The 25274-nt window shown below is 63.4% G+C and carries 26 protein-coding genes and 1 tRNA gene; 11 read left to right on the forward strand and 16 right to left on the reverse strand.

Going from position 1 to position 25274, the window contains the following annotated elements:
* From F7R19_RS00005 to lpdA, 3 genes are all read left to right on the forward strand, one after another.
* On the forward strand, positions 1-1051 hold a 1051-nt coding region (locus F7R19_RS00005), incomplete at its 5' end, for a dihydrolipoyllysine-residue acetyltransferase (RefSeq protein ID WP_150978965.1).
* A 160-nt stretch (positions 1052-1211) separates the two neighbouring features.
* Entirely contained in the window at positions 1212-1835 is a 624-nt protein-coding gene (locus F7R19_RS00010; protein ID WP_061960286.1) for an Ntn hydrolase family protein, read from the forward strand.
* 39 nt (positions 1836-1874) lie between these two features.
* Positions 1875-3650 (forward strand): dihydrolipoyl dehydrogenase, encoded by a 1776-nt coding sequence (gene lpdA / locus F7R19_RS00015; protein WP_150978966.1) that lies wholly within the window; start codon positions 1875-1877, stop codon positions 3648-3650.
* A gap of 284 nt (positions 3651-3934) precedes the next feature.
* Here the strand turns inward: lpdA and phaP1 are convergent, their stop codons facing one another.
* A complete protein-coding gene (phaP1, locus tag F7R19_RS00020; protein WP_061959678.1) occupies positions 3935-4513 on the reverse strand; it encodes a TIGR01841 family phasin PhaP1 in 579 nt (192 codons plus the stop codon).
* Between the two features lie 471 nt (positions 4514-4984).
* Between phaP1 and F7R19_RS00025 the strand changes: the two genes are divergently transcribed.
* The 4 genes from F7R19_RS00025 (at position 4985) to pbpG (ending at position 8723) form a co-directional block, all read left to right on the forward strand.
* Positions 4985-5926, forward strand: a complete 942-nt coding sequence (locus F7R19_RS00025; RefSeq protein WP_061959677.1) for a histone deacetylase family protein — start codon at positions 4985-4987, stop codon at positions 5924-5926.
* Between the two features lie 136 nt (positions 5927-6062).
* A complete protein-coding gene (locus F7R19_RS00030) occupies positions 6063-6509 on the forward strand; it encodes an acyl-CoA thioesterase (RefSeq protein WP_061959676.1) in 447 nt (148 codons plus the stop codon).
* Positions 6510-6533: 24 nt separating this feature from the next.
* Positions 6534-7229 (forward strand): nitroreductase, encoded by a 696-nt coding sequence (locus F7R19_RS00035; RefSeq protein ID WP_061959675.1) that lies wholly within the window; start codon positions 6534-6536, stop codon positions 7227-7229.
* A 294-nt stretch (positions 7230-7523) separates the two neighbouring features.
* Entirely contained in the window at positions 7524-8723 is a 1200-nt protein-coding gene (gene pbpG / locus F7R19_RS00040; protein ID WP_084004259.1) for a D-alanyl-D-alanine endopeptidase, read from the forward strand.
* A gap of 93 nt (positions 8724-8816) precedes the next feature.
* On the opposite strand, the gene F7R19_RS00045 is transcribed toward pbpG, so the two are convergent.
* Positions 8817-9602, reverse strand: coding sequence for an IclR family transcriptional regulator (locus F7R19_RS00045; RefSeq protein ID WP_061959674.1), 786 nt, complete (start codon positions 9600-9602; stop codon positions 8817-8819).
* A 235-nt stretch (positions 9603-9837) separates the two neighbouring features.
* Between F7R19_RS00045 and F7R19_RS00050 the strand changes: the two genes are divergently transcribed.
* The 3 genes from F7R19_RS00050 to F7R19_RS00060 are packed head-to-tail and all read left to right on the forward strand — an operon-like array spanning position 9838 to position 12283.
* The gene (locus F7R19_RS00050) at positions 9838-10563 is read left to right on the forward strand and encodes a (Fe-S)-binding protein (protein WP_150978967.1); all 726 of its coding nucleotides are present in this window, start codon (positions 9838-9840) and stop codon (positions 10561-10563) included.
* 44 nt (positions 10564-10607) lie between these two features.
* The gene (locus F7R19_RS00055; RefSeq protein WP_061959672.1) at positions 10608-12020 is read left to right on the forward strand and encodes a LutB/LldF family L-lactate oxidation iron-sulfur protein; all 1413 of its coding nucleotides are present in this window, start codon (positions 10608-10610) and stop codon (positions 12018-12020) included.
* Entirely contained in the window at positions 12017-12283 is a 267-nt protein-coding gene (locus tag F7R19_RS00060) for a hypothetical protein (protein WP_061959671.1), read from the forward strand. Before F7R19_RS00055 ends, F7R19_RS00060 begins: the two co-directional genes overlap by 4 nt.
* A 79-nt stretch (positions 12284-12362) precedes the next feature.
* Here F7R19_RS00060 and F7R19_RS00065 read toward each other — a convergent pair whose 3' ends face one another.
* The 5 genes from F7R19_RS00065 to F7R19_RS30440 form a co-directional block, all read right to left on the reverse strand.
* Entirely contained in the window at positions 12363-13157 is a 795-nt protein-coding gene (locus F7R19_RS00065; RefSeq protein ID WP_061959670.1) for an ABC transporter ATP-binding protein, read from the reverse strand.
* Position 13158: 1 nt separating this feature from the next.
* Positions 13159-14055 carry an ABC transporter permease gene (locus F7R19_RS00070; protein ID WP_061959669.1) on the reverse strand — a complete coding sequence of 299 codons (897 nt, stop codon included), beginning with the start codon at positions 14053-14055 and terminating at the stop codon, positions 13159-13161.
* A 100-nt stretch (positions 14056-14155) separates the two neighbouring features.
* Complete coding sequence (locus tag F7R19_RS00075; protein ID WP_150978968.1) at positions 14156-15136, reverse strand: ABC transporter substrate-binding protein; 981 nt, start codon at positions 15134-15136, stop codon at positions 14156-14158.
* Positions 15137-15494: 358 nt separating this feature from the next.
* Positions 15495-16007, reverse strand: a complete 513-nt coding sequence (locus F7R19_RS00080; protein ID WP_084004258.1) for a cytochrome P460 family protein — start codon at positions 16005-16007, stop codon at positions 15495-15497.
* A 506-nt stretch (positions 16008-16513) separates the two neighbouring features.
* Positions 16514-16636: a hypothetical protein gene (locus tag F7R19_RS30440; protein WP_263289453.1), complete on the reverse strand. Its 123-nt coding sequence runs from the start codon at positions 16634-16636 to the stop codon at positions 16514-16516.
* Here F7R19_RS30440 and F7R19_RS00085 point away from each other — a divergent pair.
* A complete protein-coding gene (locus F7R19_RS00085; RefSeq protein ID WP_223505696.1) occupies positions 16635-17606 on the forward strand; it encodes a sensor histidine kinase in 972 nt (323 codons plus the stop codon). The genes F7R19_RS30440 and F7R19_RS00085 overlap by 2 nt on opposite strands.
* Before the next feature lie 129 nt (positions 17607-17735).
* On the opposite strand, the gene F7R19_RS00090 is transcribed toward F7R19_RS00085, so the two are convergent.
* The 9 genes from F7R19_RS00090 to F7R19_RS00130 form a co-directional block, all read right to left on the reverse strand.
* The gene (locus tag F7R19_RS00090; protein ID WP_150978970.1) at positions 17736-18770 is read right to left on the reverse strand and encodes a quinone-dependent dihydroorotate dehydrogenase; all 1035 of its coding nucleotides are present in this window, start codon (positions 18768-18770) and stop codon (positions 17736-17738) included.
* An 86-nt stretch (positions 18771-18856) separates the two neighbouring features.
* Positions 18857-19654, reverse strand: coding sequence for an arginyltransferase (locus F7R19_RS00095; RefSeq protein WP_061959665.1), 798 nt, complete (start codon positions 19652-19654; stop codon positions 18857-18859).
* 277 nt (positions 19655-19931) lie between these two features.
* Positions 19932-21722, reverse strand: coding sequence for a glycoside hydrolase family 19 protein (locus F7R19_RS00100; RefSeq protein WP_150978971.1), 1791 nt, complete (start codon positions 21720-21722; stop codon positions 19932-19934).
* 9 nt (positions 21723-21731) lie between these two features.
* A complete protein-coding gene (locus tag F7R19_RS00105; protein WP_150978972.1) occupies positions 21732-22007 on the reverse strand; it encodes a hypothetical protein in 276 nt (91 codons plus the stop codon).
* A 393-nt stretch (positions 22008-22400) separates the two neighbouring features.
* Positions 22401-23159 (reverse strand): leucyl/phenylalanyl-tRNA--protein transferase, encoded by a 759-nt coding sequence (gene aat / locus F7R19_RS00110; RefSeq protein ID WP_150978973.1) that lies wholly within the window; start codon positions 23157-23159, stop codon positions 22401-22403.
* 24 nt (positions 23160-23183) lie between these two features.
* Positions 23184-23768, reverse strand: a complete 585-nt coding sequence (locus F7R19_RS00115) for an NUDIX hydrolase (protein ID WP_061959661.1) — start codon at positions 23766-23768, stop codon at positions 23184-23186.
* Between the two features lie 193 nt (positions 23769-23961).
* A tRNA-Met gene (locus F7R19_RS00120) sits at positions 23962-24038 on the reverse strand.
* 110 nt (positions 24039-24148) lie between these two features.
* Positions 24149-24913, reverse strand: a complete 765-nt coding sequence (locus F7R19_RS00125; RefSeq protein ID WP_211922694.1) for an RES family NAD+ phosphorylase — start codon at positions 24911-24913, stop codon at positions 24149-24151.
* Positions 24873-25262, reverse strand: a complete 390-nt coding sequence (locus tag F7R19_RS00130) for an antitoxin Xre/MbcA/ParS toxin-binding domain-containing protein (protein WP_150978974.1) — start codon at positions 25260-25262, stop codon at positions 24873-24875. Before F7R19_RS00130 ends, F7R19_RS00125 begins: the two co-directional genes overlap by 41 nt.
* Between the last annotated feature and the right edge of the window lie 12 nt (positions 25263-25274).

Below are 25274 nucleotides of genomic sequence, written 5' to 3' on the forward strand. Positions count from 1 at the left end.
GCCCGCCGCATCGGCTCCGGCCCCGGCACCCGCGGCCGCCGCACCCGCTGCTGCGCCGGCACCTGCCGCTGCCCCGGCACCTGCTCCCGCATTCGCCCCCGCTGCCGCACCGGTGCAGGGCGCGACCGGCAAGGCCGCGCACGCCAGCCCGTCGGTGCGCAAGTTCGCGCGCGAGCTGGGTGTCGATGTTTCGCGCGTGCCGGGCACCGGTCCGAAGGGCCGCATCACGCAGGAAGACGTCCAGAACTTCGTCAAGGGTGTGATGAGCGGCCAGAGCGCTGCGCCTGCTGCCGCTGCTGCTGGCGGCTCGGGCGTCGGCCTCGATCTGCTGCCGTGGCCGAAGGTGGATTTCACGCGCTTTGGCGAAGTGGAATCGAAGCCGCTGTCGCGTATCAAGAAGATTTCCGGCGCGAACCTGCATCGCAACTGGGTCATGATCCCGCACGTCACGAACTGCGACGAAGCGGACATCACCGAACTGGAAGCCTTCCGCGTTCAACTGAACAAGGAGAACGAAAAGGCAGGCATCAAGGTCACGATGCTTGCGTTCATGATCAAGGCCACGGTTGCGGCGCTGAAGAAGTTCCCGAACTTCAATGCATCGCTCGACGGCGACAACCTCGTGCTGAAGAAGTACTTCAACATCGGCTTCGCCGCCGACACGCCGAACGGTCTGGTTGTGCCGGTGATCAAGGACGCCGACAAGAAGGGCGTGCTCGAGATCAGCCAGGAAATGGGTGAACTGGCCAAGCTGGCGCGCGACGGCAAGCTCAAGCCGGACCAGATGCAGGGCGGCTGCTTCTCGATCTCGTCGCTGGGCGGGATCGGCGGCACGTATTTCACGCCGATCATCAACGCGCCGGAAGTGGCCATCATGGGCGTGTGCAAGTCGTACATGAAGCCGGTGTGGGACGGCAAGCAGTTTGCCCCGCGCCTGACGCTGCCGCTGTCGCTGTCGTGGGATCACCGCGTGATCGACGGCGCCGAAGCCGCGCGCTTCAATACGTACTTTGCCGCGTTGCTGGCAGATTTCCGCCGCATCCTGCTGTAACGGTCGCCTGAAGATGAATCTGGCGCCGCAGCGCGGCTCCGGCCGATGCGTGAATCGCCCGGTGGCCGCGTGCCAGTCCGGCGTCAGGCTTCATCTGCAAGCAACCGCAACGCACGTCGGCGACGCCGGCGTGCGAACTGCCGAGTAAAAGGGGCGAGCCATGACTACCTGCGTTGTCGTCAGAAAGGGTGACGAGGTGGCGATCGCGGCCGATGCGCTGGTGACGTTCGGCGATACGCGCCTGTCGCGTGCCTACGAGCGTAACCAGAAAGTGTTTCCGGTCGGCGACAGCTACGTCGCGCTGGCCGGCACCACCGCGCATTTTCCGGTCATGCGCGCGCTGCTGTCGGGCATGGGTGAAGAATGCCGGCTGCATACGCGCGACGACGTGTTCCGGACCTTTCTCAAGGTGCATGAGAAGCTCAAGAACGAGTACTACATCAACACGAAGGAAGACGAGGACGATCCGTACGAGTCGTCGCAGATCGTTTGCCTGATCGCCAATCCTGGCGGCATTTTTGGCGTCTATTCCTATCGCGAAGTGTTTTCGTTCGACCGCTTCTGGGGCATTGGCTCGGGTCGCAACTATGCGCTGGGCGCCATGCATGCCGTGTACGACCGGCCGGATCTCGATGCCGCCGCGATCGCGCGGATCGGCGTCGATGCCGGCATCGAGTTCGACAAGAGTTCGGCCGGGCCGATCGACGTGCATGCGATGGCGCTTGAGACGATACAGACGCAGCCGCCCGCTGGCGTGGCAACCAACAACGACGGCGCGGCCTGACCCCGAGGCGGGCAGGGCGCGCATCCCAGGAGGAAAAGCATGAGTGTGATCGAAGTCAAGGTGCCGGACATCGGCGATTTCGACGCGGTGGAAGTGATCGAAGTGCTGGTCAAGGCTGGCGACACGGTCGAGGAAGAGCAGTCGCTGATCGTGCTGGAAAGTGACAAGGCCAGCATGGAAGTGCCCTCGTCGTCGGCGGGCAAGGTGGTGGAAGTCAAGGTCAAGGTGGGCGACAAGGTGGCCAAGGGCACCGTGATCTGCACCGTCGAAGGCGGCGCGGCCGCAGCGCCGCCGCCTGCTCCCGCGGCGGCTCCGGCTCCGTCCGCATCGGCCCCGGCACCGTCCGCAGCACCGGCGGCTGCCAAGCACAGCGGCAGCGCCGATATTCAGTGCGACATGCTCGTGCTCGGCGCGGGCCCCGGCGGTTATTCGGCCGCATTCCGTGCCGCCGACCTCGGCATGAACACCGTGTTGGTGGAACGCTACGGCACGCTCGGCGGTGTTTGCCTGAACGTGGGATGCATCCCGTCGAAGGCGCTGCTGCACAACGCCGCCGTGATCGACGAGGCCAAGGCGCTGGCCGCGCACGGCATCCTGTTTGGCGAAGCCAAGATCGATCTGGACGGCCTGCGCCACTACAAGGAAAGCGTGGTCAACAAGCTGACCGGCGGCCTGGCGGGCATGGCCAAGGCGCGCAAGGTGCAGGTGGTGCGCGGTATCGGCACGTTCCTGGATCCGAATCACCTCGAAGTGCAGGAAACCGAAGGCGACGGCAAAGCCACCAATGGCAAGAAGACCGTGATTCGCTTCGAGAAGGCGATCATCGCGGCCGGCAGCCAGGCTGTGAAGCTGCCGTTCATCCCGGAAGATCCGCGCATTTTCGATTCGACCGGCGCGCTGGAACTGCGCGACATCCCGAACAAGATGCTGGTGATCGGCGGCGGCATCATCGGCCTGGAAATGGCCACCGTGTACAACACGCTGGGCGCGCGCATCGACGTGGTGGAAATGCTCGATGGCCTGATGCAGGGCGCCGACCGCGACCTCGTCAAGGTCTGGGACAAGATGAACAAGCAGCGTTTCGATAACGTGATGCTGAAGACCAAAACGGTTGGCGTGGAAGCCAAACCGGATGGCATCTACGTCAAGTTCGAAGGCGAGGGCGCGCCGGCCGAGGCCGTGCGTTACGACGCGGTGCTGGTGTCGGTCGGTCGTTCGCCGAACGGCAAGAAAATCGGTGCCGAGAAGGCCGGGGTGGCTGTGACCGACCGCGGCTTTATCGACGTCGACAAGCAAATGCGCACCAATGTGCCGCACATTTTTGCGATCGGCGATATCGTCGGACAGCCGATGCTGGCCCACAAGGCCGTGCACGAAGCGCACGTGGCCGCCGAGGCCGCGCATGGCGAGAAGGCGTACTTCGACGTGAAGCAGATTCCGTCGGTGGCCTATACCGATCCGGAAGTGGCATGGGCCGGCTTGACCGAGGAACAGTGCAAGGCGCAGGGCATCAAGTACGGCAAGGGCGTATTCCCGTGGGCTGCGTCGGGCCGTGCGATTGCCAACGGCCGTGACGAAGGATTTACCAAGCTGATCTTCGATGAGGAAACGCACCGGATCATCGGCGGCGGAATCGTCGGCACCCATGCGGGCGACCTGATTAGCGAGGTGTGCCTGGCCATCGAGATGGGCGCCGACGCGGTGGACATCGGCAAGACGATTCACCCGCATCCGACGCTGGGCGAATCGATTGGCATGGCCGCAGAAATCTACGAAGGTGTCTGCACCGACGTGCCGCCACCGCGCAAACGCTGATCTTCCGCGCTACGCAGACCCGCCACCCGGCGGGTTTTTGTTACCCAACGTATTCAATTAACCGCCAAGCGTGGGGCGCAACAGAACGCGGGCAAAAAAACGCCCGGCCTCTGCTGAGCAGAGCCGGGCCTGAACGATACCTTTTGGAATCGGTACCGAGGAGACATCGGTACAGGGCGATCGCGCGAAGACGCGATCATTGCCGCCGTTGGCGAAACGTCCAGGGCAGGGCGCTTTGCCAACGGGCCGGCCGGAGCCGGCGCGTTGGATGCTGGCGTTAAAGCTTAGGCGGCAGCGGCCGACTTCTTGGCCGCGGTGCGGGCCGTGGCGCTGGCTTGCTGGGCAGCCTTGCTGGCGGCGGAGGCAGCGGCCTGGAAGTTGGTCTCGGCCATTTCCACGGCTTGCTTGGTGGCCTTCTGGACCGACTCGTAGGCGTTGTTGGCTGCCGAGATCGCCGACTTCACAATGGCGACGGTCGATTCCGAACCGGCCGGCGCATTCTTGGCGAAGTTGTCGACCAGGGCTTGCACGTTCTTGCTGCCTTCGGCCAGTTGGGCTTCGGCCACCTTGGTGAATTCGCTTTGGGTTTCCGAAGCGATTTCATACAGGTGACGCGTGTAGGCCAGGGTCTTTTCGGCGACAGGCTGAACGAGGGATGCCTGGATGGCCAGCAGCTCCTGGGCATCCTTGGCGGACAGCGCCTTCTTGGCGTTGTCGACGTTTTCGGCAAACGTAGCCTTGACCACTTGCAGGTTCAGCTCAACCAGCTTTTCGACGCCTTCGAAGGCTTTCGAGGTCAGACCGAACAGGGTCTCGAGGTTGGCTTTTTGCGCGGCTGCAACTTGTTCCGGGGTCAGGATCATTGCTGGTCTCCAGTGGTGAACTTCAAGGTCTAGCTAGGTGAAATTAAGCCGCCCAGATGTCAAAGCCATGACTTCAAATGTCCTGGCCAGCCCGAGCGTAGGTCTTGTTTGTCGGCGTTTTCCGGTGGCCCTGAGTCAGGTCCAAACCTTTGGTGCGCCGCAACAATTCCAATTCTAAGAGAACTGCGAAGCGTGTCAAGCGTATTTTGTGCATTGCACAAAAAATAGCGCCACATATCGGCCTGCAAGCGCAGCACCCTCCACGTACGTCGCCATGGGCAAGGGTTTTTCCCTAGAAAATTCTGTGGTGCGATGCGAGAAACGTGTGCATTTTCGGGGCTTTGCGGCACCACACGGCCTGCGGTGCTACCATCGCTGACTGTCCGGTCGGGCAATGATGCGCGTGCATCACGCGCTGGCCGAGGCCATACGCCGCACGCCGGCCGCAATCGCGACCCCAACGCTTTTCGCATGTTTGCCTTCTACGCCGACCATTTCGTCCTGCCGCTCCCACCTGGCCATCGGTTTCCCATGCGCAAGTACAGCATGCTGCGCGATGCGGTGATGCGCGACGTGCCGGGGCTGCATTTGCACGAAGCGCCGCGCGCCGATGACGACGCCCTGCGGCTCGCGCATACCGAGGCCTATATCCGCGAGGTTTCCTCGGGGCAGCTCGATGCGGCGCGCCAGCGCGAGATCGGATTTCCCTGGTCGTCTGAAATGGTGGAGCGTTCGCGCCGTTCCGCCGGCGCGACGATTGCCGCGTGCCGCACGGCGCTGGAGCAGGGTATCGCCGTCAATCTGGCCGGCGGAACGCATCACGCCTATGCCGACAAGGGCGGCGGGTTTTGCGTATTCAACGACGCCGCCGTGGCGGCGCGCGTGTTGCAGCGCGACGTCCGCGTGAGCCGTGTCGCGGTCATCGATCTCGATGTGCATCAGGGCAACGGCACTGCGTCGATCCTGGCGGGCGACGAAACGATCTTCACGCTGTCGTTGCATGGCGAGAAAAACTATCCGTTCCGCAAGGAAGCCAGCGACCTCGACGTCGGCCTGCCCGACGGGTGCGACGACGCAACCTATCTCGATGCGCTCGCGCGGGCGCTTGACACGCTCGACGCACGCTTCGCGCCGGATCTGCTGATCTACCTTGCGGGAGCCGATCCGCATGAAGGCGACAGGCTTGGTCGGCTGCGTCTGACCATGGCTGGCCTGGCGCAGCGCGACACCATGGTGTTTGATTTCGCGCTGTCGCGCCGCCTTCCGATCGCTGTGGCAATGGCCGGCGGATATGGCAACGAGATCGAAAACACCGTGGCGGTGCATGCGCAGACGGTCATGCTGGCCGCGCGCTATCACGAACGCTATCGCCTGTTGCAGATTTCCGCAGTTGCAGATGCGTCGGCATCATGATCATGAAACTGTTGCCGAAATCGCAAAAAATTTGGAACCTTGCGGCGTTTCGTGCGCTCATACCGACCTCGCATGTGGCTGACGCAGCGCCGCTCCCTTCGCAGTCGTTCATTGACGTCCCACCGATCCACCCTCGATGAAGCCCGAACCCGATCGCCGCGGTGCTTACGCGCACTTCCAGCCCATCACGACGCGTTGGATGGATAACGATGTCTATGGCCACGTGAACAACGTTGTCTACTACAGTTATTTTGATACGGTGGTTAACACGTACCTGATTCGCGAAGGCGTGCTGGATATCGATACGGGCACGACGATCGGGCTGGTGATCGAGACGCAGTGCAACTACTTCTCGTCGCTGAGCTTTCCGGACACGGTCGTGGCCGGTTTGCGTGTGGCAAAGCTCGGCAATTCCAGCGTGCGCTATGAAGTGGGCCTGTTTCGCAACGACGACGACGTGGCCGCAGCGCAGGGACACTTCGTGCACGTGTACGTGGATCGGCAGACGCGCCGCCCCGTGGCGTTGCCGCCGGCATTGCGGCAGGCCTTGCAGGCGCTGGTCGTGGACCGGCCGGAACGATGAAGAATATCTAGGAGACCGCAAAGCATGTCGAATCCCGGTGACGCAGCGATTGTTGATCGCGCCATCACGACACGTCGTTCGATTCGCGCATTTCTCGATACACCGGTATCGCGCGAGATCGTCGAAGAGATTCTCGGCGTGGCCAGCCGCGCGCCGTCGGGTACCAACACGCAGCCGTGGCGCGTGTATGTGCTGTCCGGCGATGCCAAGGCGCGGTTCTGCGCCGATGTGCTGGCGGCGTATGACGATCCGGAACGCGACTCCAAATATCGCGAGGAATATCCGTACTATCCGCGCGAATGGGTCGATCCGTATCTGGCGCGCCGCCGCAAGGTCGGTTGGGATTTGTACAGCCTGCTGGATATTCGTCGCGAGGACAAGGCGCGCATGCATGAGCAGCACGCGCGCAATTTCCGATTTTTCGATGCGCCGGTCGGGCTGATTTTCACGATCGACCGCATCATGGAGCAGGGTAGTTGGCTCGACTACGGCATGTTTTTGCAAAGCATCATGGTGGCGGCGCGTGCGCGCGGCCTCGATACGTGTCCGCAGGCGGCCTTCACGCAATTTCACAGGATTATTGGCAGTCACCTCAAGTTAACAGAGCAGGAAATGGTCGTCTGCGGCATGTCGCTTGGCTACGCCGATCCGGAAGCCACGGCTAATCAATTGACGACGGAACGTGAACCGGTCAGCGGGTTCGCGCGTTTTCTCTCCTGATTTGCCCTGACTGTTATCAGGAATCGACCAGTTCGACCGTTATCGACGTATAGACGAATGAAGTAAGCGCAACTGCTGTGACCGATTGCTCACTCGCGCTTGGTGCGTGTCGGCCATTTGCAGGTTGCCCGAATGTTTTTAAGCCGGCGGATAAATGTCTTTTGCTTCTCTTTTTCCATGATGCGGAAATGTTTGCGATTCAAACTTTAAAGAGCTGCTGTAAGTCATTAATCTTGCTAAGAATTTCGTAATTTCCTAAACTAGCGCCATTCCGCACCCCGCGCTGAACAGATCATGTTCCGGACCGATTCCGTTATGTCCCGACTCTTTGGCCTTCCCGAATTGACCGCCCTTGCCACGTCGGCACTGGTAAGCGCTGCCCTGTTGGCAACGCCGGTCGCGTACGCAGCGACGAAGTCGACTGCGACGAAATCCACTGCAACTAAATCGTCGGCTAAAAAGACCGAAAAAGCGTCGAAAACAAAGAAAACCGTCGCTTCGTCGGCGGTGACGACGAGTCCTCGCAAGGTGATCGTCGTCAAGAACGGCAAGCGCACAGTGGTAGCCAGCCGCGCTGCGCCGGTGCGCGCGGCGTTCGTGCCGGCCAAGCCTTCGCTGGGCGAGGCAATGGGATTGCGCGATACCGATGACGCGTTGTCGCTGCGTTCATCGGTCGCCCTGGTGATGGACCAAAACACCAACGAGGTCCTGTTTCAGAAAAACCCGACGGCCGTGCTGCCGATTGCGTCGATCACTAAGCTGATGACGGCGCTGGTGGTGATGGATTCGCATCTGCCGATGGATGAAATGCTGACCGTGTCCGAAGAAGATCGCGACACGGAAAAGCACAGCAGCTCGCGCCTGCGTTTCGGCACCACGCTGACGCGCCACGAAATGCTTCTGCTTGCGCTGATGTCTTCGGAAAATCGCGCAGCTTCGGTACTGGGCCGCAGCTATCCGGGCGGCCTGCCGGCTTTTGTCAGCGCGATGAACAAGAAGGCGCGCGAGCTGGGCATGAACGACAGCCACTTCGTCGATTCGAGCGGCCTGTCGAGCAGCAATGTGTCGAGCGCGATGGATCTTGCTCGCCTCGTCAACGCGGCATACCGCAATCCGACCATCCGCGAGTTCTCGACCCAGACCGAGCATGAGGTGAACGTGCTGGGCCGCACGCAGCATTACGTCAGCACCAACCGCCTGGTGCGCGGCGGCAACTGGGAGATTGGCCTGCAGAAGACTGGCTATATTTCCGAAGCCGGCCAGTGCCTGGTCATGCAGACGCGCGTCAACGATCGCAATGTCGTGATGGTGTTCCTGGATTCGGTCGGCAAGCTGTCGCGCTTTGCCGATGCCACGCGCGTGCGTAGCTGGCTTGAGCATCAATCACCTTCGGCGGGCGGCCAACCGCGCCCTTTCCCGTCGACGCCCAATCTTACGCAGGGTCCTAAATCCCCTGCGGCGATCCTGGCATCGCAGCAGTCGCGCGGCACCTGAGCATTTGCCGTTGCGCATGGAAAACGCGCCGTCGGGCTCTCGCCCCCGGCGCGTTCTTTTTTGGTGCCAACGGTTGCGCCGGCCGCGGCGCGATCAGGCGGCCGATTCCTGCACGTAGCCCATACCGCGCGAGATTTGCAGCGCCGTGTCCTTCAGGTTCTGGAGCCAGCTGTCCTGCAGGCGATCGGCGGGCGCCGAAAGTGAGAGTCCCGCCACCAGCCGACGCGAGTCGTCGTAGATACCCGCTGCGATGCAGCGCACGCCGAGTTCGAGTTCCTCGTTGTCACGCGCATAGCCGTTCGTGCGCACCCAGCTGAGCTCGCGCTCGAGTTTGGCGATGTCGGTGATCGATGTGCGCGTATGTCCGGCCAGGCCGGTGCGCGTGGCGTAGTTGCGCACCCGCGAGGCCTCGTCGGCGGCGAGGAACAGCTTGCCCACCGACGTCAGGTGCAACGGCGCGCGGCCGCCAATCGCGCGCACCACCTGCATTCCCGAGCGCTCGCTGTAGGCCCGCTCGATATAGACGATTTCGTCGCCCTGACGCACCGACAAATTGACGGTCTGCCCGGTGACGCGATGTAGCGCGCGCATCGGCGCCAGCGCCGCATCGCGCACCGACAGACGCGCCTTCACCAGATTGCCCAGTTCCAGCAGCCGCATCCCCAGGCGATAGCTACCTGGATCGGAGCGGTCGACAAAACGGCACGCGACCATATCGTTCAGAATGCGGTGCGCCGTGGACGGGTGCAGGCCGGTGGCCAGCGATAATTCCTTCAGGCTGACGGGATCCGCGTGCTGGGCGAGCGCGTCCAGCAGCGTCATCATGCGCTCGATCACCTGGATCGAGGTCTTGCCGGGTGACTTGTCTGCTTCTGCCATGTGAAAAATGTTGCCGTGCGGCAAATTAAGCGTTTGCCTGATTCTATCTCGCATTGTGAAAATTTCAACTGATGAAACGTAATTTCCGAGATTTCCTTCGAGTCATGACGGTTGCCATGGATGCTGCATGAAGCGCATTTCGCGCGGCGCTGAACAAGATTGCGGCGCGCAATGCGCGCAGTCCCGGACCGAGGGCGCATAATTGCGACGTTTCAGGGTCTGGAAAAGGGAAGCAATGCGGATCGGACTATTCGCCACCTGTCTGGTGGACCTCATGCGGCCGGAAATCGGCTTCTCGGTGCTGAAATTGCTGGAATCCGCCGGCTATGAGGTCATGGTGCCCGAGGCCCAAACCTGCTGCGGACAGCCGGCGTACAACTCTGGCGAGCGTGTTGTGTCGCGCGATCTCGCCGAAAAATTCCTGCGTGAGTTCGAGATGTTCGACTACGTGGTCGTGCCGTCGGGCTCCTGCGGCGGGATGATCCGCCAGCATTATCAGGACCTGCTGCGCGACGATCCGGAACTGCACGGCCGGTATGAGAAATTGCGCGAACGCGTGTATGAATTGACCGATTTCCTGGTCAACGTCGCCCGGATCGACAGTTTCGATTCCGGCTTTACCGGCCATGTCACCTATCACGATTCGTGCTCGGGATTGCGCGAACTCGGCGTCAAGCAGCAACCGCGCGAATTGCTTGGCAAGCTGCCCGGCGTGCAGTTGACTGAGATGAAAGACTGCGAGGCGTGCTGCGGATTCGGCGGAACGTTTTCGGTCAAGTACGGCGACATCTCCACGGCGATCGTCGACGAGAAGTGCGCCAATATCAAGGCTAGCGGCGCCGACGCCGTGGTGCTTGGCGACCTGGGCTGCATCCTCAATATCGAAGGCCGCCTGCGCCGATCCGGCGATACTGGTACGCGTGTGCTCCATATCGCGCAGGTTCTGGCCGGCGACGCCTGATACGCCAAAACGCGCAGCCGCCAAGCAATAGAGAGAGCCCCACGATGCAAGTGCACAGCATGGAATTCAAGGCGCGCGCCGGACAGAAACTGGCCGACCAGCGTCTGCAGCAAAACCTCAAGAAGCTATCGACGAAATTCGTGACCGCGCGCGCCGATGCCATGCGCGATATCGATTTCGACGCGACGCGCGCAGCCTTGAAAGAGCGCCGCAATCGCGCGCTGGAAAATCTCGACGTCTGGCTGGCCACCTTTGAAGAAAACGCGACGAAGCGCGGCGCTACGGTGTTGTTTGCCGAGACCACCGCCGATGCCGCGCGTCTGGTGGCGGAGATCGCGCAGAAGCACGGGGTGAAGAAGGTCATCAAGAGCAAGTCGATGGTGACCGAGGAGATGCGCCTGAACCAGGTGCTGGGCGAGATGGGCGTGCAGAGCATCGAGACCGATCTCGGCGAGTACATCCTGCAGATCAACGACGCCGAGCCGCCGTCGCACATCATCGCGCCGGTGATCCACAAGGACAAGGACGAGATTGCCGACCTGTTCGCCAAGGTCCACAACAAGCCCCGCCTGACCGACATTCCCGAAATGACGCGCGAAGCGCGCGAAGTGCTGCGCCCGGAATTCCTGTCCGCCGACATGGGTGTGACGGGCGGCAACTTCATCATCGCCGAGACGGGCTCGGTGGCCGTGGTCACCAACGAAGGAAACGAGGGCATGTGCACGATCATGCCGCGCGTCCACGTGGCCGTGACCGGGATCGAAAAGGTGCTGCCCACGCTAGAGGACTTGGCGACGGTCATGCGGCTGCTGCCGCGCTCCGCGACCGGCCAGGCCATTTCGAACTATTTCTCGCTGCTGACCGGACCGCGTGCCGAAGGCGAACGCGACGGCCCCGAGCACATGTACTTCGTGCTGGTCGATGGCGGCCGTAGCGGCCTGATCGGTGGCGAATTCCAGGAGATGTTGCGCTGCATCCGCTGCGGAGCATGCATGAACCACTGCCCGGTCTACCAGAAGATCGGCGGTCACGCGTACGGCTGGGTCTATCCAGGACCGATGGGCAGCGTGCTGACACCGAGCTATGTGGGCCTGGCCAACGCGGTGGATTTGCCGCAGGCCGCCACGCTTTGCGGCGAATGCAACCGCGTGTGCCCCGCATCGATTCCGCTGTCCGATCTGCTGCGCAAACTGCGCGAAAAACAGATGGAACGGCATCTTCGCCCGTGGCAGGAGCGCATCGCGCTGCAGGTCTGGGGCTATGTCGCGCGCCGGCCCGAACTGTATGCGTTGATGACGCGCATCGGCGCACGCATTCTGTCGCGCATGGGCGGGCGCGCCCGGCTTATCGCCAGTCTGCCGATGGCAGGTAAGGGCTGGACCGATACCCGCGACATGCCCGCGCCGAGCGGCCGCACGTTCCGCGAGCTTTACAAGGAAAGGAGGGCGCGTTCATGAGTGCCAATCGAGCCGTGCTGGACGCGATGCGCCAGACGCTGGACGCCCATCTGGCGGGCGATCTGCCCGTCGGCGATCTGATCGCGCAGTGGCGGTCATCGGCGGCATCGCTGGAATTGCCGCCCGTGTTTGGCCAGGCGATGGAGGAATTGCTGCGCCGTCTGGAGATGTCGGCCGCGTTTGCGCAGGATAGCTGCTCATTCTCCAGCAGCGCCGTGACCGATCAGCTCAAGCGCTGGCTGGACAAGGCCGCGACGATCTGAAGCCGTCGCGCGCATGTGAAAAGACCCGCTGCGCGTGCGCGGAGCGGGTCTTGTGCCGATGCGGTGTCGATTAGCTCGATCAGCTTAGCAGCAGCGCGTCGTCGTCGAGTTGCTCATGCCGCGTCTGCTCGAACATCTTGAGCAGATCGGGCACATCGAGCCCCTTGCGTTGATCGCCCGACACATCGAGCACGACCTGACCCTGGTGCAGCATGACCGTGCGCTGGCCGTAGTCGAGCGCCTGGCGCATCGAGTGCGTCACCATCATCGTGGTCAGCTTGCTTTCCTCGACGATGCGCGCGGTCAGTTCCAGCACGAACGCGGCCGTCTTCGGATCCAGCGCCGCCGTGTGTTCGTCGAGCAGCAGAATGCGCGACGGCTGCAGCGATGCCATCAGCAGGCTCACCGCCTGACGCTGTCCGCCCGACAGAAGGCCGATGCGGTCAGTCAGGCGATTTTCGAGGCCCAGGTTCAGCAGGCGCAGCTTGTCGCGGAACAGTTCGCGCGACGTCTTGTTCAACGCCGGCCGGAAGCCGCGTCGCGAGCCGCGCGCCATGGCCAGCGCCATGTTTTCCTCGATCGTCAGCGCTTCGCACGTGCCCGCCATCGGGTCCTGGAACACGCGCGCCACCAGATGGGCGCGATCCCATGCCGGCTGGCGCGTGACGTCGGCGTCGTCGATCAGGATGCGGCCGCTGTCGATCATCGTGTCGCCGCTGACGGCGTTGAGGAACGTCGATTTGCCGGCGCCATTCGATCCGATCACGGCCACGAATTGGCCCGCCGGGATTTCGAGGTTCAGGCCGCGCAATGCGCGGTTTTCGATCGGCGTGCCCGGGTTGAAGGTGAGCTTCAGGTTTTCAGCGCGCAACATGTCAGGCACCTCCGTTCTTGCGGGCGAATAGCTTCTTGCGCGTGGCCGGTAGGACCAGCGCCAGCGTGACCAGGGCCGCCGTCACCAAGTTCAGGTCCTGCGCCTTCAGGCCGATGAATTCCGAGTTCAGCGCCAGGGCGATGAAGAAGCGGTAGAGGATCGCGCCGATCACTACGGCCAGCGTGACGAAGACCAGACGACGCGCCGGGATGATCGTTTCGCCGATGATCACGGCAGCCAGGCCGATCACGATCGTGCCGATGCCCATCGAGATATCGGAGCCGCCTTGCGTCTGCGCGAACAGCGCGCCCGCCAGCGCGACCAGCGCATTCGACAGCGCCATGCCGGCCAGCGTGGCGCGGCCGGTCGGCACGCCCTGCGCGCGCGCCATGCGTGGATTTGCGCCGGTAGCGCGCATGGCAAGGCCCAACTGCGAGGAGAAGAACCAGTCCAGCGCAAGTTTGGCCAGCACCACCACGACCAGCAGCACCACCGGGCGCAACACGTAATCGGGCATCCATTCCGGCTGCAGGATCGTGAAGATCGTCGGCTCGGTAATCAGCGGCACGTTGGGACGGCCCATGATGCGCAGGTTGACCGAGTACAGCGCGATCATCATCAGGATACTGGCCAGCAGATCCATGATCTTCAGCCGCACGTTGAGCCATCCCGTGACGAAGCCGGCCATCGCGCCAGCCACGATCGCCACCAGCGTGGCGACGAACGGATCCTGGCCCGCGGCGATCAGCGTGGCGGCTACCGCGCCGCCCAGCGGAAAGCTGCCGTCAACGGTCAGATCGGGAAAATTGAGGATGCGAAACGAAATCAGCACCCCGAGCGCCACGAGGCTGAAGATCAGGCCGATCTCCAGGGCGCCCAGCAGGGAAAAGAGGGACATGGGGAAAAATCCTTTGCAGGCCGACCGGCCGGCCCGGATAGGGCCTTGGGGGGCGCTTCAGGCCGCGCGCCACGGGTGGGGCGCGCGGCATCCGGCGGTATTACTTGATGACGGTCTTGGCTTCCTTGACCAGATCCGGGGACAGCGTCACGCCTTGCTTTTCGGCGGCGCCCGTGTTCACGAACAGTTCAAGGTTGTCGGAGGTCTGCGAGGCAATCGCGCCGGGCTTCTCGCCCTTCAGGATGCGCACGACGATCTTGCCGGTCTGGTGGCCCAGGTCGCCGTAGTTGATGCCCAGCGCGGCGATGGCGCCACGCTTGACGCTATCCGTGTCGGCGGCAACCAGCGGGATCTTCGATTCGTTGGCCACCTTGACCAGCGATTCGTAGGCCGACACCACGTTGTTGTCGGTGTTCGTGTAGATCACGTCGACCTTGCCGATCAGGCTCTTGGCGGCCGGTCCGATATCGACAGTGCGCGGCGCGGCTGCTTCTTTCAGCGACATGCCCTGCTTGGCCAGCAGATCCTTCAATTCCTTGACCACCACGACCGAGTTGGCTTCGCCCGGGTTGTAGACCATGCCGACGGTCTTGGCCTTCGGCACCACGCGCTTGATCAGCGATACCTGCTTGTCCAGCGGCAGCTTGTCCGAGACGCCCGTCACGTTGGTGCCCGTGGCGCTCCACGACTTGACCAACTGAGCGGCGACCGGATCGGTCACGCCCGAGTACACCACCGGCACGGTCTTGGTGGCGGCAACGACGGCCTGGGCCGACGGCGTGGCGATGGCAACGATCGCGCTGGGCTGGTCGCCGACAAACTTGCGGGCGATCTGCGCGGCGGTGCCCGGATTGCCCTGGGCGCTCTGGTATTCCCACTTCAGGTTCTTGTCAGCTTCGTAGCCGGCGGTCTTCAGTTCGTCGCGTACGCCGTCGCGGATGGCGTCGAGCGCAGGGTGATCCACGATCGACAGGACCTTCACGGTTGCCGTCTGGGCCTGCACGGCGCCGCCGTAGAGCAGGGCCAGCGCTACCGCGCTGCCGAGGATGGTTTGAGTGGTGGATGCCTTCAGACGCAGCATGTAATTGTTCTCCCCCGAAGAATCGGTGCTTTCAGTCAGCCGCAAGCAGTACGACGACCGTCCTGGCGGGCCGCCGCAGACAACCGAGTGTTGCTGCGAGCCCGGCCGGTCCGGAAGCGGGGCGGCGCGCCCGGCGGCAGGTGCGGGCACGCGCGAAAGTCGCTTCGGATGCGACGGCGCGAAGCCTGCGAGGATACCATTTTCACCGTCAGCATGGCTCTCTTTTAGTGCTGCACGGCGGCATATCCTGCCGAAAAACGCTACTGGAGGGGAGCGCTACCGCAAATTATTGCGGCAAAGTGCCGATTTTGGCGGGTTTTCGCTCCTTGGCGCCGCCGGGCTCCGACTACAAATTGCGTCACGGCGCAAGGCGGGTAAACACATAGTCACGGTCCTTCACGCGAGCGGCGTGGCAGGCGAAACAAGTCTGATGCTGCGCCTCGTCCACCGGCTTGCCGTTGACGAAGCGCCCGTATCCCCAGCCGCCCGACGCTGCGTACTTCTTCGAATCCTTGACCATCACCTGCACGGTGGTCGCCTGCGCCGGCACCAGCGCGGATTCAAATTCCGGAGACTGCGTGTATTTCCATGCAAGCTTGACCAGCACCGCGCCGTCCGGGAACGGCAACTGGCCGCGCTGGTAGGCATCGATCGCGATTTGGTTGCCGACCACCGCGCGCAACTCGTTGAGCGGTGCGCCTTCCAGCGCAGGGCCTACCAGTTGCCATTTGCGATAACCCTCCGGAACTGTGACGCCGTAGATTGGCGAGGCGTTGTCGCTGGGCGACGGTTTTTCGGCGGCGCTCGTGGCCGCGGCAGAGAGCGCGGCGGCGGCAGTCAGGATGATCGCGGCGATGTGCTGCGGTGTCATGGTCGTTCCTTGGGAAAGTTGATCGCGTTGCCATTGGGACGCAGCCATGTATTGCGGATATGTCGCCGTCCGCGGGAGCGCGTATCAGGATGCGTCGAAACAGCGTGGTGACACATACGGATACAAAACAGGCAATCGAAAAGCGTGGCGTCGAGCCCGCCATCTGCGGCAATCAGGCGCTCGCCCGTCGCGACTATCCCTGGGTATGACTGTCCCTCTACCTGCGTATGCGACGGGCAATCCCGGGCCTTGTGTTCGATATGTTGTCGTCGCGTTTTCACTGGCCGCAGCACGTCGTCCAACTATTTGCACCATGCCGGATGCCCCCGTTCTGCCGCGTCCGTAGCGGCGAGGCAAGGGCATGCGCAAGTTGAACGCGCTTGGTGATGGATCTGGTCGCATGCGGCAGGCACTGGACCTTCCCCGCGGGCTCCATGGAAGGACCTAAATCATCGTATAGGGTGTGCGAACCCGCGTCTGATGGCGGATCCCACGCAAGCGTGGTGTCATGCATCGAAGCCGCCGGTGAAGCGGTAATGGAGAGCGATGATGACCATGCACCCGACAGCATCACAGCGCGCGAGCTTGCCATCCCATGCGCTGCGGGAGACCGGCGCGGCGGCACGCATGCGATGGTTTCGCGACGGTGTTGCCCGATATCGACGCTCGCCGGTGAAAGGTTCGATCGGGGTGGCGACATCGCTGACGACGGCGGGCTGGCTCGCCATCCACGGGCAGTTGGCCAGCATGCCGCTGGCGGTGGTCCTGGTCCTGTGCGGCGCGGCGCTCATGGTCGTGGCCGCGTTGTGCATCGCCCATGCGTTGGCGGTGCGCGCCGCGCTATCCCGATTGGCATCGACGATCCACCAGATGGCATCCGACGATACGAGCCGGTTTCTGACGCCGGAAGGTCCCGAGGTGGTCGCGCGCCTGATTCAGGCCATCAACGACGCGCGACGGCGCTGCGCGGAACGGGAAGCGGAACTGCTGGCGGTCCAGGCGTCTTATGCACACGATTTGCGCACCCCGATGACGCGCCTGATGCTGCGCTGCGAACTGGTTGACGATGCGCGGCTGCGCGCCGCAATCGAGCGCGATCTCGATGAAATGCGCGAGCTGGCCGAAGCCAGTTTGGCGTGTGCGCGGATGCAGGGACGCACGGTGCAGACGCTGCGGCAGGTCGACGCCGACAGGCTGCTCGAAGTCATGGTGGAAAACTACCGGGGCGCCGGTCGGGTGATCGAACTGGACGGAAGAATCGGTCGACCCGTGACAACATGTCCGCACGCGCTGCGTCGGATTCTTGCCAACCTGATCGACAATGCGCTGCGTTATGGCGACGATGCCCGGCTACTGGTGCGCATCGAGGCGCAGCGGCTGCATGTGGCGATTCTCGATTCTGGGCCGGGCATCGCGCCCACCCAGCTGGAGGCGGTCTTCATGCCGTGGTATCGCGTGCCGGATACGGCCGGGCGCGCGCCCGGCAGCGGCCTGGGGCTGTCGATCGCGCGGCGGCTGGCCCAGGCCATCCGTGCCGATCTGTGGCTGGAAAACCGCGCGGAAGGCGGCCTGGCGGCGCGCCTGACCCTGCCGCTCTGATCCGATCCGGGCGGCGGCCCCGCGGCGGCCGGATTGCCGCCAAGCCCGCCGCCAACTTGCCCGCCAAGGCCGCCGCGAACCCGTTTGCCCCGTTTGCCCCGCTCGACCCGCTTGACCCGCTTGACCCGCTTATTGCCGCAGCGCTGTCGCGCAATCGCGCACCAGCGTTGGGCCGCGATAGATCAGGCCGCTATAGACCTGTACCAGTTGCGCGCCCGCATCGATCTTGGCGCGCGCGCCGGCGCCGTCGAAAATGCCGCCGACGCCGATGATCGGCAACTCGTTGCCCACCACCTTGCGCAGCTCACGCACCACGCGCGTGGAGGCCTCGAAGACCGGGCGGCCGGACAGGCCGCCAGCTTCGTCGGCATGCGGCAGGCCCTTGACGGCATCGCGCGAAATCGTCGTGTTGGTGGCGATCACGCCATCGATGCGGTGCCGCACCAGCGCGTCGCCAATGTTGCGGATCTGGTCGTCATCGAGATCGGGCGCGATCTTCAGCGCCACGGGGACATAGCGCTTGTGCTGATCCGCCAGGCGCCGCTGCGCGGCCTTGAGGGTGGACAGCAGGCTGTCGAGTTCGCTGGCGCCCTGCAACTGGCGCAAGTTCTTGGTGTTCGGCGACGAGATATTCACCGTGACATAGCTGGCGTGCGGATAGACGCGCTCCAGACAATACAGGTAGTCGTCTGCTGCGCGCTCGATCGGCGTGTCGGCATTCTTGCCGATATTCAGGCCCAACACGCCGCCTTTGGCCTTCCAGCGCGACGCTTGCACATTGCGGATGAATGCGTCGACGCCGCCATTGTTGAAGCCCATGCGATTGATCAGCGCGTCAGCCTGTGGCAGGCGGAACATGCGCGGCCGCGGATTGCCCGGCTGTGCCCGCGGCGTGACCGTGCCCACTTCGATAAAGCCGAAGCCGAACGCCGCCAATCCGTCGATATACGCACCGTCCTTGTCCAGGCCCGCGGCCAGGCCGACGGGATTCGGAAAGCGTATGCCCATCACGGTGCGTGGATCGTCGGCAATGCTGTTGCCGATGCACCCGGCCAGCCCCATGCGCTGCGCGCGCATCAGGTTGTTGAGCGTGAAATGGTGAGCGTCCTCCGCGTCCATCGAAAACAGGGCGGGGCGAAAAAGAGGGTAGAGCGCGTTGAGCACGGGTGGGGCGCGGCCGGCAGGCCGGCGAGAAGTCGGAACCAGGGCGGCATTGTATCCGCTCGGCCCGCTTGCCCCCGGGTTTCGGCTTATTCCTGGGCCGGGCCCGGCTCGGGCCGTCGCTGCGGTTCGGGCGCTGCCGCCGCACCCTCGAAGGCGTGCCACTGGTTGCCGGTCAGTACCTGCAGCGGCTGGAAACGCGCCTTGTAGGCCATCTTGCGGCTGTCGGCGATCCAGTAGCCGAGGTAGAGGTGGGGCAACCCGAGTTCGCGCGTCTGGTTGATTTGCCAAAGGATGTTGTACGTCCCGTAGCTGGCGCCCTCGATGGTCGGATCGTAGAACGTGTAGACGGACGAGAGTCCGTCGTCCAGCACATCGATCATGCTCACCATGCGCAGCTTGCCGGCTTCGGCCGAACCGGGCGGTTCGCGAAACTCCACCAGGCGGGAATTGACGCGGCTTTGCAGCAGAAACTGTTCGTACTGGTCGCGACTGTCCTGATCCATGCCGCCGCCCGCGTGCCGCATCGACTGATAGAGCAGATACAGCGCGTAGTGCTCTTCGACATATGTCAGCGGCGCCACCAGCGCCTGTAACCGTTCATGCTGACGCCAGGCGCGGCGTTGGCTGCGATCGGGTTTGAACTGGCCGACCACCACGCGGCACGGCGTGCAGGCGCGGCATTCGTCGCAATAGGGTCGGTAGGTGAAGATTCCGCTACGCCGGAAGCCGGCGCGAACCAGCCGGGAATAGACATCAGCGTTGATCAGGTGCGCTGGCGTGGCCACTTGCGAGCGCGCCATGCGGCCTTCCAGGTAGCTGCAAGCGTACGGCGCCGTCGCATAAAACTGCAGCGCGGATAGCGGTAGTTCCTTCAGCTTGCTCATGACGTCGAATAGTGGCTGGCGCGGCCTTCCTTGGGACGCTGCGTCAGGGGCGCAGCCGGGGCGGGGGCGCGTCGGCGAGTCGGTCTTGTCTGGCAGTCTATCAGAGCGAAACAGGCCATGCCTGCAGGCGATCGGGAGGGCGCCGCCCAGCGCGGCGGGAATGCAAACGGGGAATCCCGGTTGGGATTCCCCGTGCAATCGCTGCGAGGTCGGACGCCGCGCTCAACCTGCCCGGATCGACGTCCGCATGGCCCGGGCGATGAGCGCCGCGATCCCGTTACCAGCCGTAGTACGACTTCTGGTTGAAGCAGGTTGCGCTCTGGACTTTCTCGTTCGATTTGCTCGAGATCTTGTCATCCCAGATATTGGTGGCCGGCTTCACGCGCGTGACGTTGAGGCCAGGCATCTGGTCATTGAAGTACATGGCGAACGCGTTGTAGTACGACACGCGCTGCGGCGGACCGCCATGCCATGACGATGCCCCGTTGCATTCCAGACCGCCGTTGACGATGTTGATGATCGAGCCCAGCCGGAACGCCATGACGCCTTCATCGGCGGTGTCGCCAGGGGCCGTCGGGCCGTAGTTTTGGCCGTCGACCATGTAGCCGGCGCGCAGTTGGGGCAGTCCCTGATCGTTGCTGCTCTTGGAGATATTGGTCACATCGCCGTACAGGACGTCGTGCGCGGATGGCTTGGCGCCTTGCGGCGTCATCCAGAACCAGATCCCCGACAGGATCGACAATTCGCCATTGGTTGCCACGTAGTCGGGACGCTTGAGAAGCGTGTCCTTTTCCGTGATCAGGCTCTTGAGCATGCCGTTCTTGTACAGCCACGACGAGAACGCGCCGTAATTGTAGTTCCACGACAACTGGATGATGCCGCGGCCGTAGTACGAGCGGCCGGGAACCGGGGGATAGTCCGCCGAGCCTGCATCGACGTAGCCGATTGCCGAGCTCACGCCGGTGGCGTCGGTCGTGTAGCCCACTTCCTCGACCCAGTAGAGACCGCCCTTCCAGACCTTGGTCGATTCGCCGTCTGCCGCGGTGTAGTCGACGATCCATGGCGCGGGCGCGCCGCTCCAGGATCCGGACGTCTCGCGTGCCGATTTGGCCCAGAAGGCGATGAATTCCTGTGCCTGCTGCTTGGCCGTGCCTTCGTTGAGGAACTGCTTGTAGCCGTTGATCTTGGCCCAGTTGTTGTATTCGAGAACCGCCTTGCGGAACGCCGTCAGCGTGAATACGTCGGTGCTGCCGTCGGCGCGGGCAAGCGTGGGATCGGTATTGCGCGTGCCGCCGGCGGTGTTGAACTTGCCGGAGCGCATCGGGAACAGCCAGTCCCACTGGACGTCGGTGACCTGGCGCAGGAAGGCGTAGCCCTCTGCCGGCAGTGTGCCGTTGTTCCAGACGTCCGGTGCGGGCAGCGTTGTTTCTTCAGACGGTTCCACGGGAATCACAGGGGGGACCACCGGGGTGTCGACGGGAAGTTCGCCCGAGCCGCCCTCGGTGGGCGGAATCTTGTCGATATCGTCGCTGCTTGCGCCGCCGCCGCTACCGCCGCTGGTGTCATCTGTGGGCGTGGGCGTGGGATCCTTGCCGCCGGACGGACATGTTGCCAGCGGTTGCCAAGGCGTTTCCCAGTCGTACGTGACAGCCGTGGCGGGATCGAAGCCTTGCGTCCAGTACTTGGCCTCGTAGCAGGCGTTGCTCTTGCTGACCTGCGATCCGCCAGCGTAGGCCGCATTGGCATTCCACTCCGGCACGCTTTCAATCACGGCGGCGCCAGAAGTCTCATCGGTGATTTCGGCCTTGCCGACCATTTTCCAGGGGCCGTCGTTGGGATAAAAACGCGGCGTTTCGCCCTGCGTCCACCACGAATTGACGAATGTCGCCGTCTTGATCTTGCCGTCGACGTTTTCGGTATAGGTGACGTAATTGCCGGCGCTGTCGTAGGTTTTGCTGGGACTGTAATTCTCGTAAGAACCTGTGCCCGCGGCAAATGCGACCATGGCCAGTGGGCTGATAAGCAGTGCAGACAGGGAAACTGTCTTGAAGGTATTTCTGATTTTCATGGCAGCCGATTATTGATTGTGAATCGCCTCGCCGAGGCTGTTGTAGTTCTGAAGTGCCGCGTTGTATTTATCGGTGGTATTGCCGTTTTGATCGGCGGCGTAATTCGACTGGACGGCCACCGGTACCGTGGGCACCGTTTTCACCGTTTGCGGCGGGGTGTCGCCGCCGGCCGACGTGCCGGTGCCGCCGCTGTCGCCGCCGTCACCGCCGCATGCCGCCAGCAGGGCGGCGCACGATACTGCCGACATCAATCCCAGGGTGTGCTTTCGTGAAATGAATTTCATGTGAAATTCCAGATATGGATGTATGGAAAGTTGCCGAGGACGAGGGCTGCAGGGAAAATCGTTGGAAACGCGCTTTGGACTATCTGCAAAACCACAGGAATCAACTCGACAACGCCCGACAAGCCGGACTTCAGTCAGAATCTGCAAAGGGATATAATCTTGTAATGCCAGATTATCTGGAGATTGGCCGATGCCGACTTTTGGGCGCTGGTGAAATGTAAATCGGCAAGCCCGATTTGGATGTCGTTAATAGCTTAAAAGCGAGTGCGGCCGGCGGTGCGATGGCGCGCCGCGACGTAACGGCAGCGTCCCGATCGGGACGGCAGTCGACTAGATGTGTGGAAGACGAAATACGAAAGACGAAAAAGGGGCGCGTGACGCACCCCGGGGGGGTCAGTCGAAGGTGGGGGTGGAAAGCGGCGGATGCGCCCAGCGCGCCAGCACCGACTTGTCGAAGCGCCAGGGGTTGATGTCCGGACTGGCGCTGGCCGTCTTCACGTGGGCCACGAAGTCTGCCCTGGGTATCGGCCGGGCGCCCAGCGAGGCCAGGTGCTCGGTTTCCTGCTGGCAGTCGATCATGGCCACAGCGTGCTGGACGAGGAATGCACACAGGGCGGCCAATGCGATCTTGGAAGCGTCGGTGCGGTGGGCAAACATCGATTCGCCGTAGAACATGCGGCCCAGCGCTACGCCATAAAGGCCGCCCACGCGCGCGCCCTGATACCAAGTCTCTACCGAGTGCGCGAGACCGGCGCGATGGAGCACGCTGTAGGCATCGACGATCTCGTCAGTGATCCAGGTCCCGAGCTGCCCGTCGCGCGGTGTCATCGCGCAGGCGCGCATGACTGCCACAAAGTCGTCGTCGACACGAATTTCCCACGCCGGATCGCGCAGTACGCGCCGCAGCGTCTTGCGCAGCGAAAGCGACACCGCGAACGCCTCGGGCCGCAGCACCATGCGCGGGTCGGTGCTCCACCACAGCACGGGCTGGCCGTCCGAATACCAGGGGAAGATGCCCTGCCGGTACGCCAGCAGCAGACGCTGGGGCGTGAGGTCCCGGCTGGCCGCGAGCAGCCCCGGCGCGTCAGAGGCGGGGCCGAGCGCACGTTCGACCGGCGGAAACGGGTCGTGCGGGTCGAGCCAGGTGATCATGCGGGTAATCTGGCGCGGCCGCGCTCAGGGCGTGACCGTGGCGCGGCTCGTGAGCGGCCGCATCGGCTTGTCGATATCGAGTGTGTGCAGGCGGAAGTTGCCGTCGGCGATCCTGCCGGCCGCACGATCGGCAAAGAAGCAGCGCAGCGTATGAATGACGGTCGGGAAGGCCAGGTCGTCCCACGGCACGTCGGCTTCGTCGACCAGCTTCACTTCGAGGCTTTCCTCGCCCGGCGCGATATCCAGATCCTGCAGCCTGGCAAGATAGAACAGGTGCACCTGGTGGACGTGCGGCACGTTGAGCAGCGAAAACAATTCGCCCACTTCCACGCGCGCGCCTGCTTCCTCGAGGGTTTCGCGCGATGCGGCCTGCGCCGTGGTCTCGCCGATTTCCATGAAGCCCGCGGGCAGGGTCCAGAAGCCGTAGCGCGGTTCGATGGCGCGCTTGCAGATCAGGATCTTGTCTTCCCAGACCGGAATCGTGCCGACCACGTTGCGCGGATTGACGTAATGAATGGTGCCGCAGCCGTCGCATACGCTGCGCGGGCGGTTGTCGCCGTCAGGCACGCGCAACACAACCGCATGACCACAGTTCGAGCAGAATTTCATGGGGAGCGTCCGGGAAGAATGGCGCCAAGTGTATCACCGCGACGCGTGCCTGCCCGTGCTGGGCCATGCGCGCGGCCCGTGTCTTGCCAGGCGGCGGGACGCTGCCGCATGCCGCTTCGTCGGGAAGCGCAGATGCGCGCGGAAAACAAAAAACCCGCCAATGGCGGGTTTGCTGTGCGACGGGAAAATCGGTTGGTTGCGGGGGCAGGATTTGAACCTGCGACCTTCGGGTTATGAGCCCGACGAGCTGCCAGACTGCTCCACCCCGCGTCCGTCGAAGAGGTGATTATAGGTTAGCTGTTGGCGCAATGCAACAGAAACTTCACCCATCATCAAATTGCCACGCACACAAGCATTGGAGCGATCCTGGCGCCGAGCGTTCAACCCGTTTGCGGGCGATCTGTTGTGCGTCGCGGCAGGCCTTCCCACATCGCGCTTTCGAATTCGAAGCTGTCGCGCTGCTGCAGGTCGTCGCGCTGCCAGATCACGCGCTCGCGGCGCACCGTGAGCATCCACGTGGTGGTGGCCAGCGGCTGCGGCGGATCGAACGCGCGCGGGGAGAGCACCGCGGCGCAGACGCCGTGCCCGGGGTCGCGCACCGAAGCGTAGCGGATCAGGCCGACGCGCGCCTCGCGGGCGATCGCGGCAAATGCCTGGCAGGCGTTGTGATCGTCGGGATCGGCCCATTGCGACGCATCCTGCAGAAACGGTGGTGCGTCCAGCGCCACGCCCTCCGTTTTTACTCCCACTTGGAACAGCGTCTGTGGGCGCGCGTCGATGCGTGGCAGATCGGGGCAGTCGAGCAGAAAGCGCCAGCGCAGGTAACCGAGCTCCGCGCACGCGGTGCCGATGGTCTGGGCCCCATAAAACACGCCTGGGTCGTGGTTGCTGCGAAAGCGCGAGCCCGATGCGCTGGCCGGATAGCGAAACGGCGTGAATATCAGGTAGTGCAGATGACGTGCCTCAGGCGGCACGGCGGGCTTGCCGGCGTCCAGCACCGCTTCGAGCACCGCCTGTTCGTCGAGGCTGTCGACCAGCGGCATGGTCGATGCCACGTGCTGTGCCTCGACGGCGCGCCACAGCGTGAGCGCAAAGGGCTTGCGCTCAGATGCGACCGCGGGTGGCGTCCAGGTAGTGAACGACACGGACCAAGCCCTCGGTGGTTCGGATCAGCTCCAGCGGCTTGCCGCCGAGCGCGAGATTGTCATGCGTCAGCCACAGCCGCGCCTGCTCGTCATGCCCCAGGATGGCGTCGAGCGAGCGGAACAGCCTGACGAACAGCACCGCGAATTCCCATTCCTTGCGATGCGTATCGAGTACATAGCCGCCCGAGGCCATGCGGGAAACCGAGGCGGTGCTGATGCCGAGCACGCTGGCGACGATGGCCTGGCTGATGCCAAGAAAGCCCGCCGCGCGCATGACGGCCTTGGTCAGCGTCACGCCGGGGTCGGGGCTGCCGCCGGTTTCGGGCTGCGGGATTTGCCTCGATTGCATCGCCTCGCTCCT

It is taken from the genome of Cupriavidus pauculus, from assembly GCF_008801835.1.
Classification (GTDB): domain Bacteria; phylum Pseudomonadota; class Gammaproteobacteria; order Burkholderiales; family Burkholderiaceae; genus Cupriavidus; species Cupriavidus pauculus.

Bases quoted from the DNA above. Each gene is read 5' to 3' on its own strand.
- F7R19_RS00010 (WP_061960286.1), top strand. From the start codon at position 1,212: ATGACTACCTGCGTTGTCGTCAGAAAGGGTGACGAGGTGGCGATCGCG.
- lpdA (WP_150978966.1), top strand. From the start codon at position 1,875: ATGAGTGTGATCGAAGTCAAGGTGCCGGACATCGGCGATTTCGACGCG.
- phaP1 (WP_061959678.1), bottom strand. From the start codon at position 4,513: ATGATCCTGACCCCGGAACAAGTTGCAGCCGCGCAAAAAGCCAACCTC.
- F7R19_RS00025 (WP_061959677.1), top strand. From the start codon at position 4,985: ATGTTTGCCTTCTACGCCGACCATTTCGTCCTGCCGCTCCCACCTGGC.
- F7R19_RS00030 (WP_061959676.1), top strand. From the start codon at position 6,063: ATGAAGCCCGAACCCGATCGCCGCGGTGCTTACGCGCACTTCCAGCCC.
- F7R19_RS00035 (WP_061959675.1), top strand. From the start codon at position 6,534: ATGTCGAATCCCGGTGACGCAGCGATTGTTGATCGCGCCATCACGACA.
- pbpG (WP_084004259.1), top strand. From the start codon at position 7,524: ATGTTCCGGACCGATTCCGTTATGTCCCGACTCTTTGGCCTTCCCGAA.
- F7R19_RS00045 (WP_061959674.1), bottom strand. From the start codon at position 9,602: ATGGCAGAAGCAGACAAGTCACCCGGCAAGACCTCGATCCAGGTGATC.
- F7R19_RS00050 (WP_150978967.1), top strand. From the start codon at position 9,838: ATGCGGATCGGACTATTCGCCACCTGTCTGGTGGACCTCATGCGGCCG.
- F7R19_RS00055 (WP_061959672.1), top strand. From the start codon at position 10,608: ATGCAAGTGCACAGCATGGAATTCAAGGCGCGCGCCGGACAGAAACTG.
- F7R19_RS00060 (WP_061959671.1), top strand. From the start codon at position 12,017: ATGAGTGCCAATCGAGCCGTGCTGGACGCGATGCGCCAGACGCTGGAC.
- F7R19_RS00065 (WP_061959670.1), bottom strand. From the start codon at position 13,157: ATGTTGCGCGCTGAAAACCTGAAGCTCACCTTCAACCCGGGCACGCCG.
- F7R19_RS00070 (WP_061959669.1), bottom strand. From the start codon at position 14,055: ATGTCCCTCTTTTCCCTGCTGGGCGCCCTGGAGATCGGCCTGATCTTC.
- F7R19_RS00075 (WP_150978968.1), bottom strand. From the start codon at position 15,136: ATGCTGCGTCTGAAGGCATCCACCACTCAAACCATCCTCGGCAGCGCG.
- F7R19_RS00080 (WP_084004258.1), bottom strand. From the start codon at position 16,007: ATGACACCGCAGCACATCGCCGCGATCATCCTGACTGCCGCCGCCGCG.
- F7R19_RS00085 (WP_223505696.1), top strand. From the start codon at position 16,635: ATGCGATGGTTTCGCGACGGTGTTGCCCGATATCGACGCTCGCCGGTG.
- F7R19_RS30440 (WP_263289453.1), bottom strand. From the start codon at position 16,636: ATGCGTGCCGCCGCGCCGGTCTCCCGCAGCGCATGGGATGGCAAGCTC.
- F7R19_RS00095 (WP_061959665.1), bottom strand. From the start codon at position 19,654: ATGAGCAAGCTGAAGGAACTACCGCTATCCGCGCTGCAGTTTTATGCG.
- F7R19_RS00100 (WP_150978971.1), bottom strand. From the start codon at position 21,722: ATGAAAATCAGAAATACCTTCAAGACAGTTTCCCTGTCTGCACTGCTT.
- F7R19_RS00105 (WP_150978972.1), bottom strand. From the start codon at position 22,007: ATGAAATTCATTTCACGAAAGCACACCCTGGGATTGATGTCGGCAGTA.
- aat (WP_150978973.1), bottom strand. From the start codon at position 23,159: ATGATCACCTGGCTCGACCCGCACGACCCGTTTCCGCCGGTCGAACGT.
- F7R19_RS00115 (WP_061959661.1), bottom strand. From the start codon at position 23,768: ATGAAATTCTGCTCGAACTGTGGTCATGCGGTTGTGTTGCGCGTGCCT.
- F7R19_RS00130 (WP_150978974.1), bottom strand. From the start codon at position 25,262: ATGCAATCGAGGCAAATCCCGCAGCCCGAAACCGGCGGCAGCCCCGAC.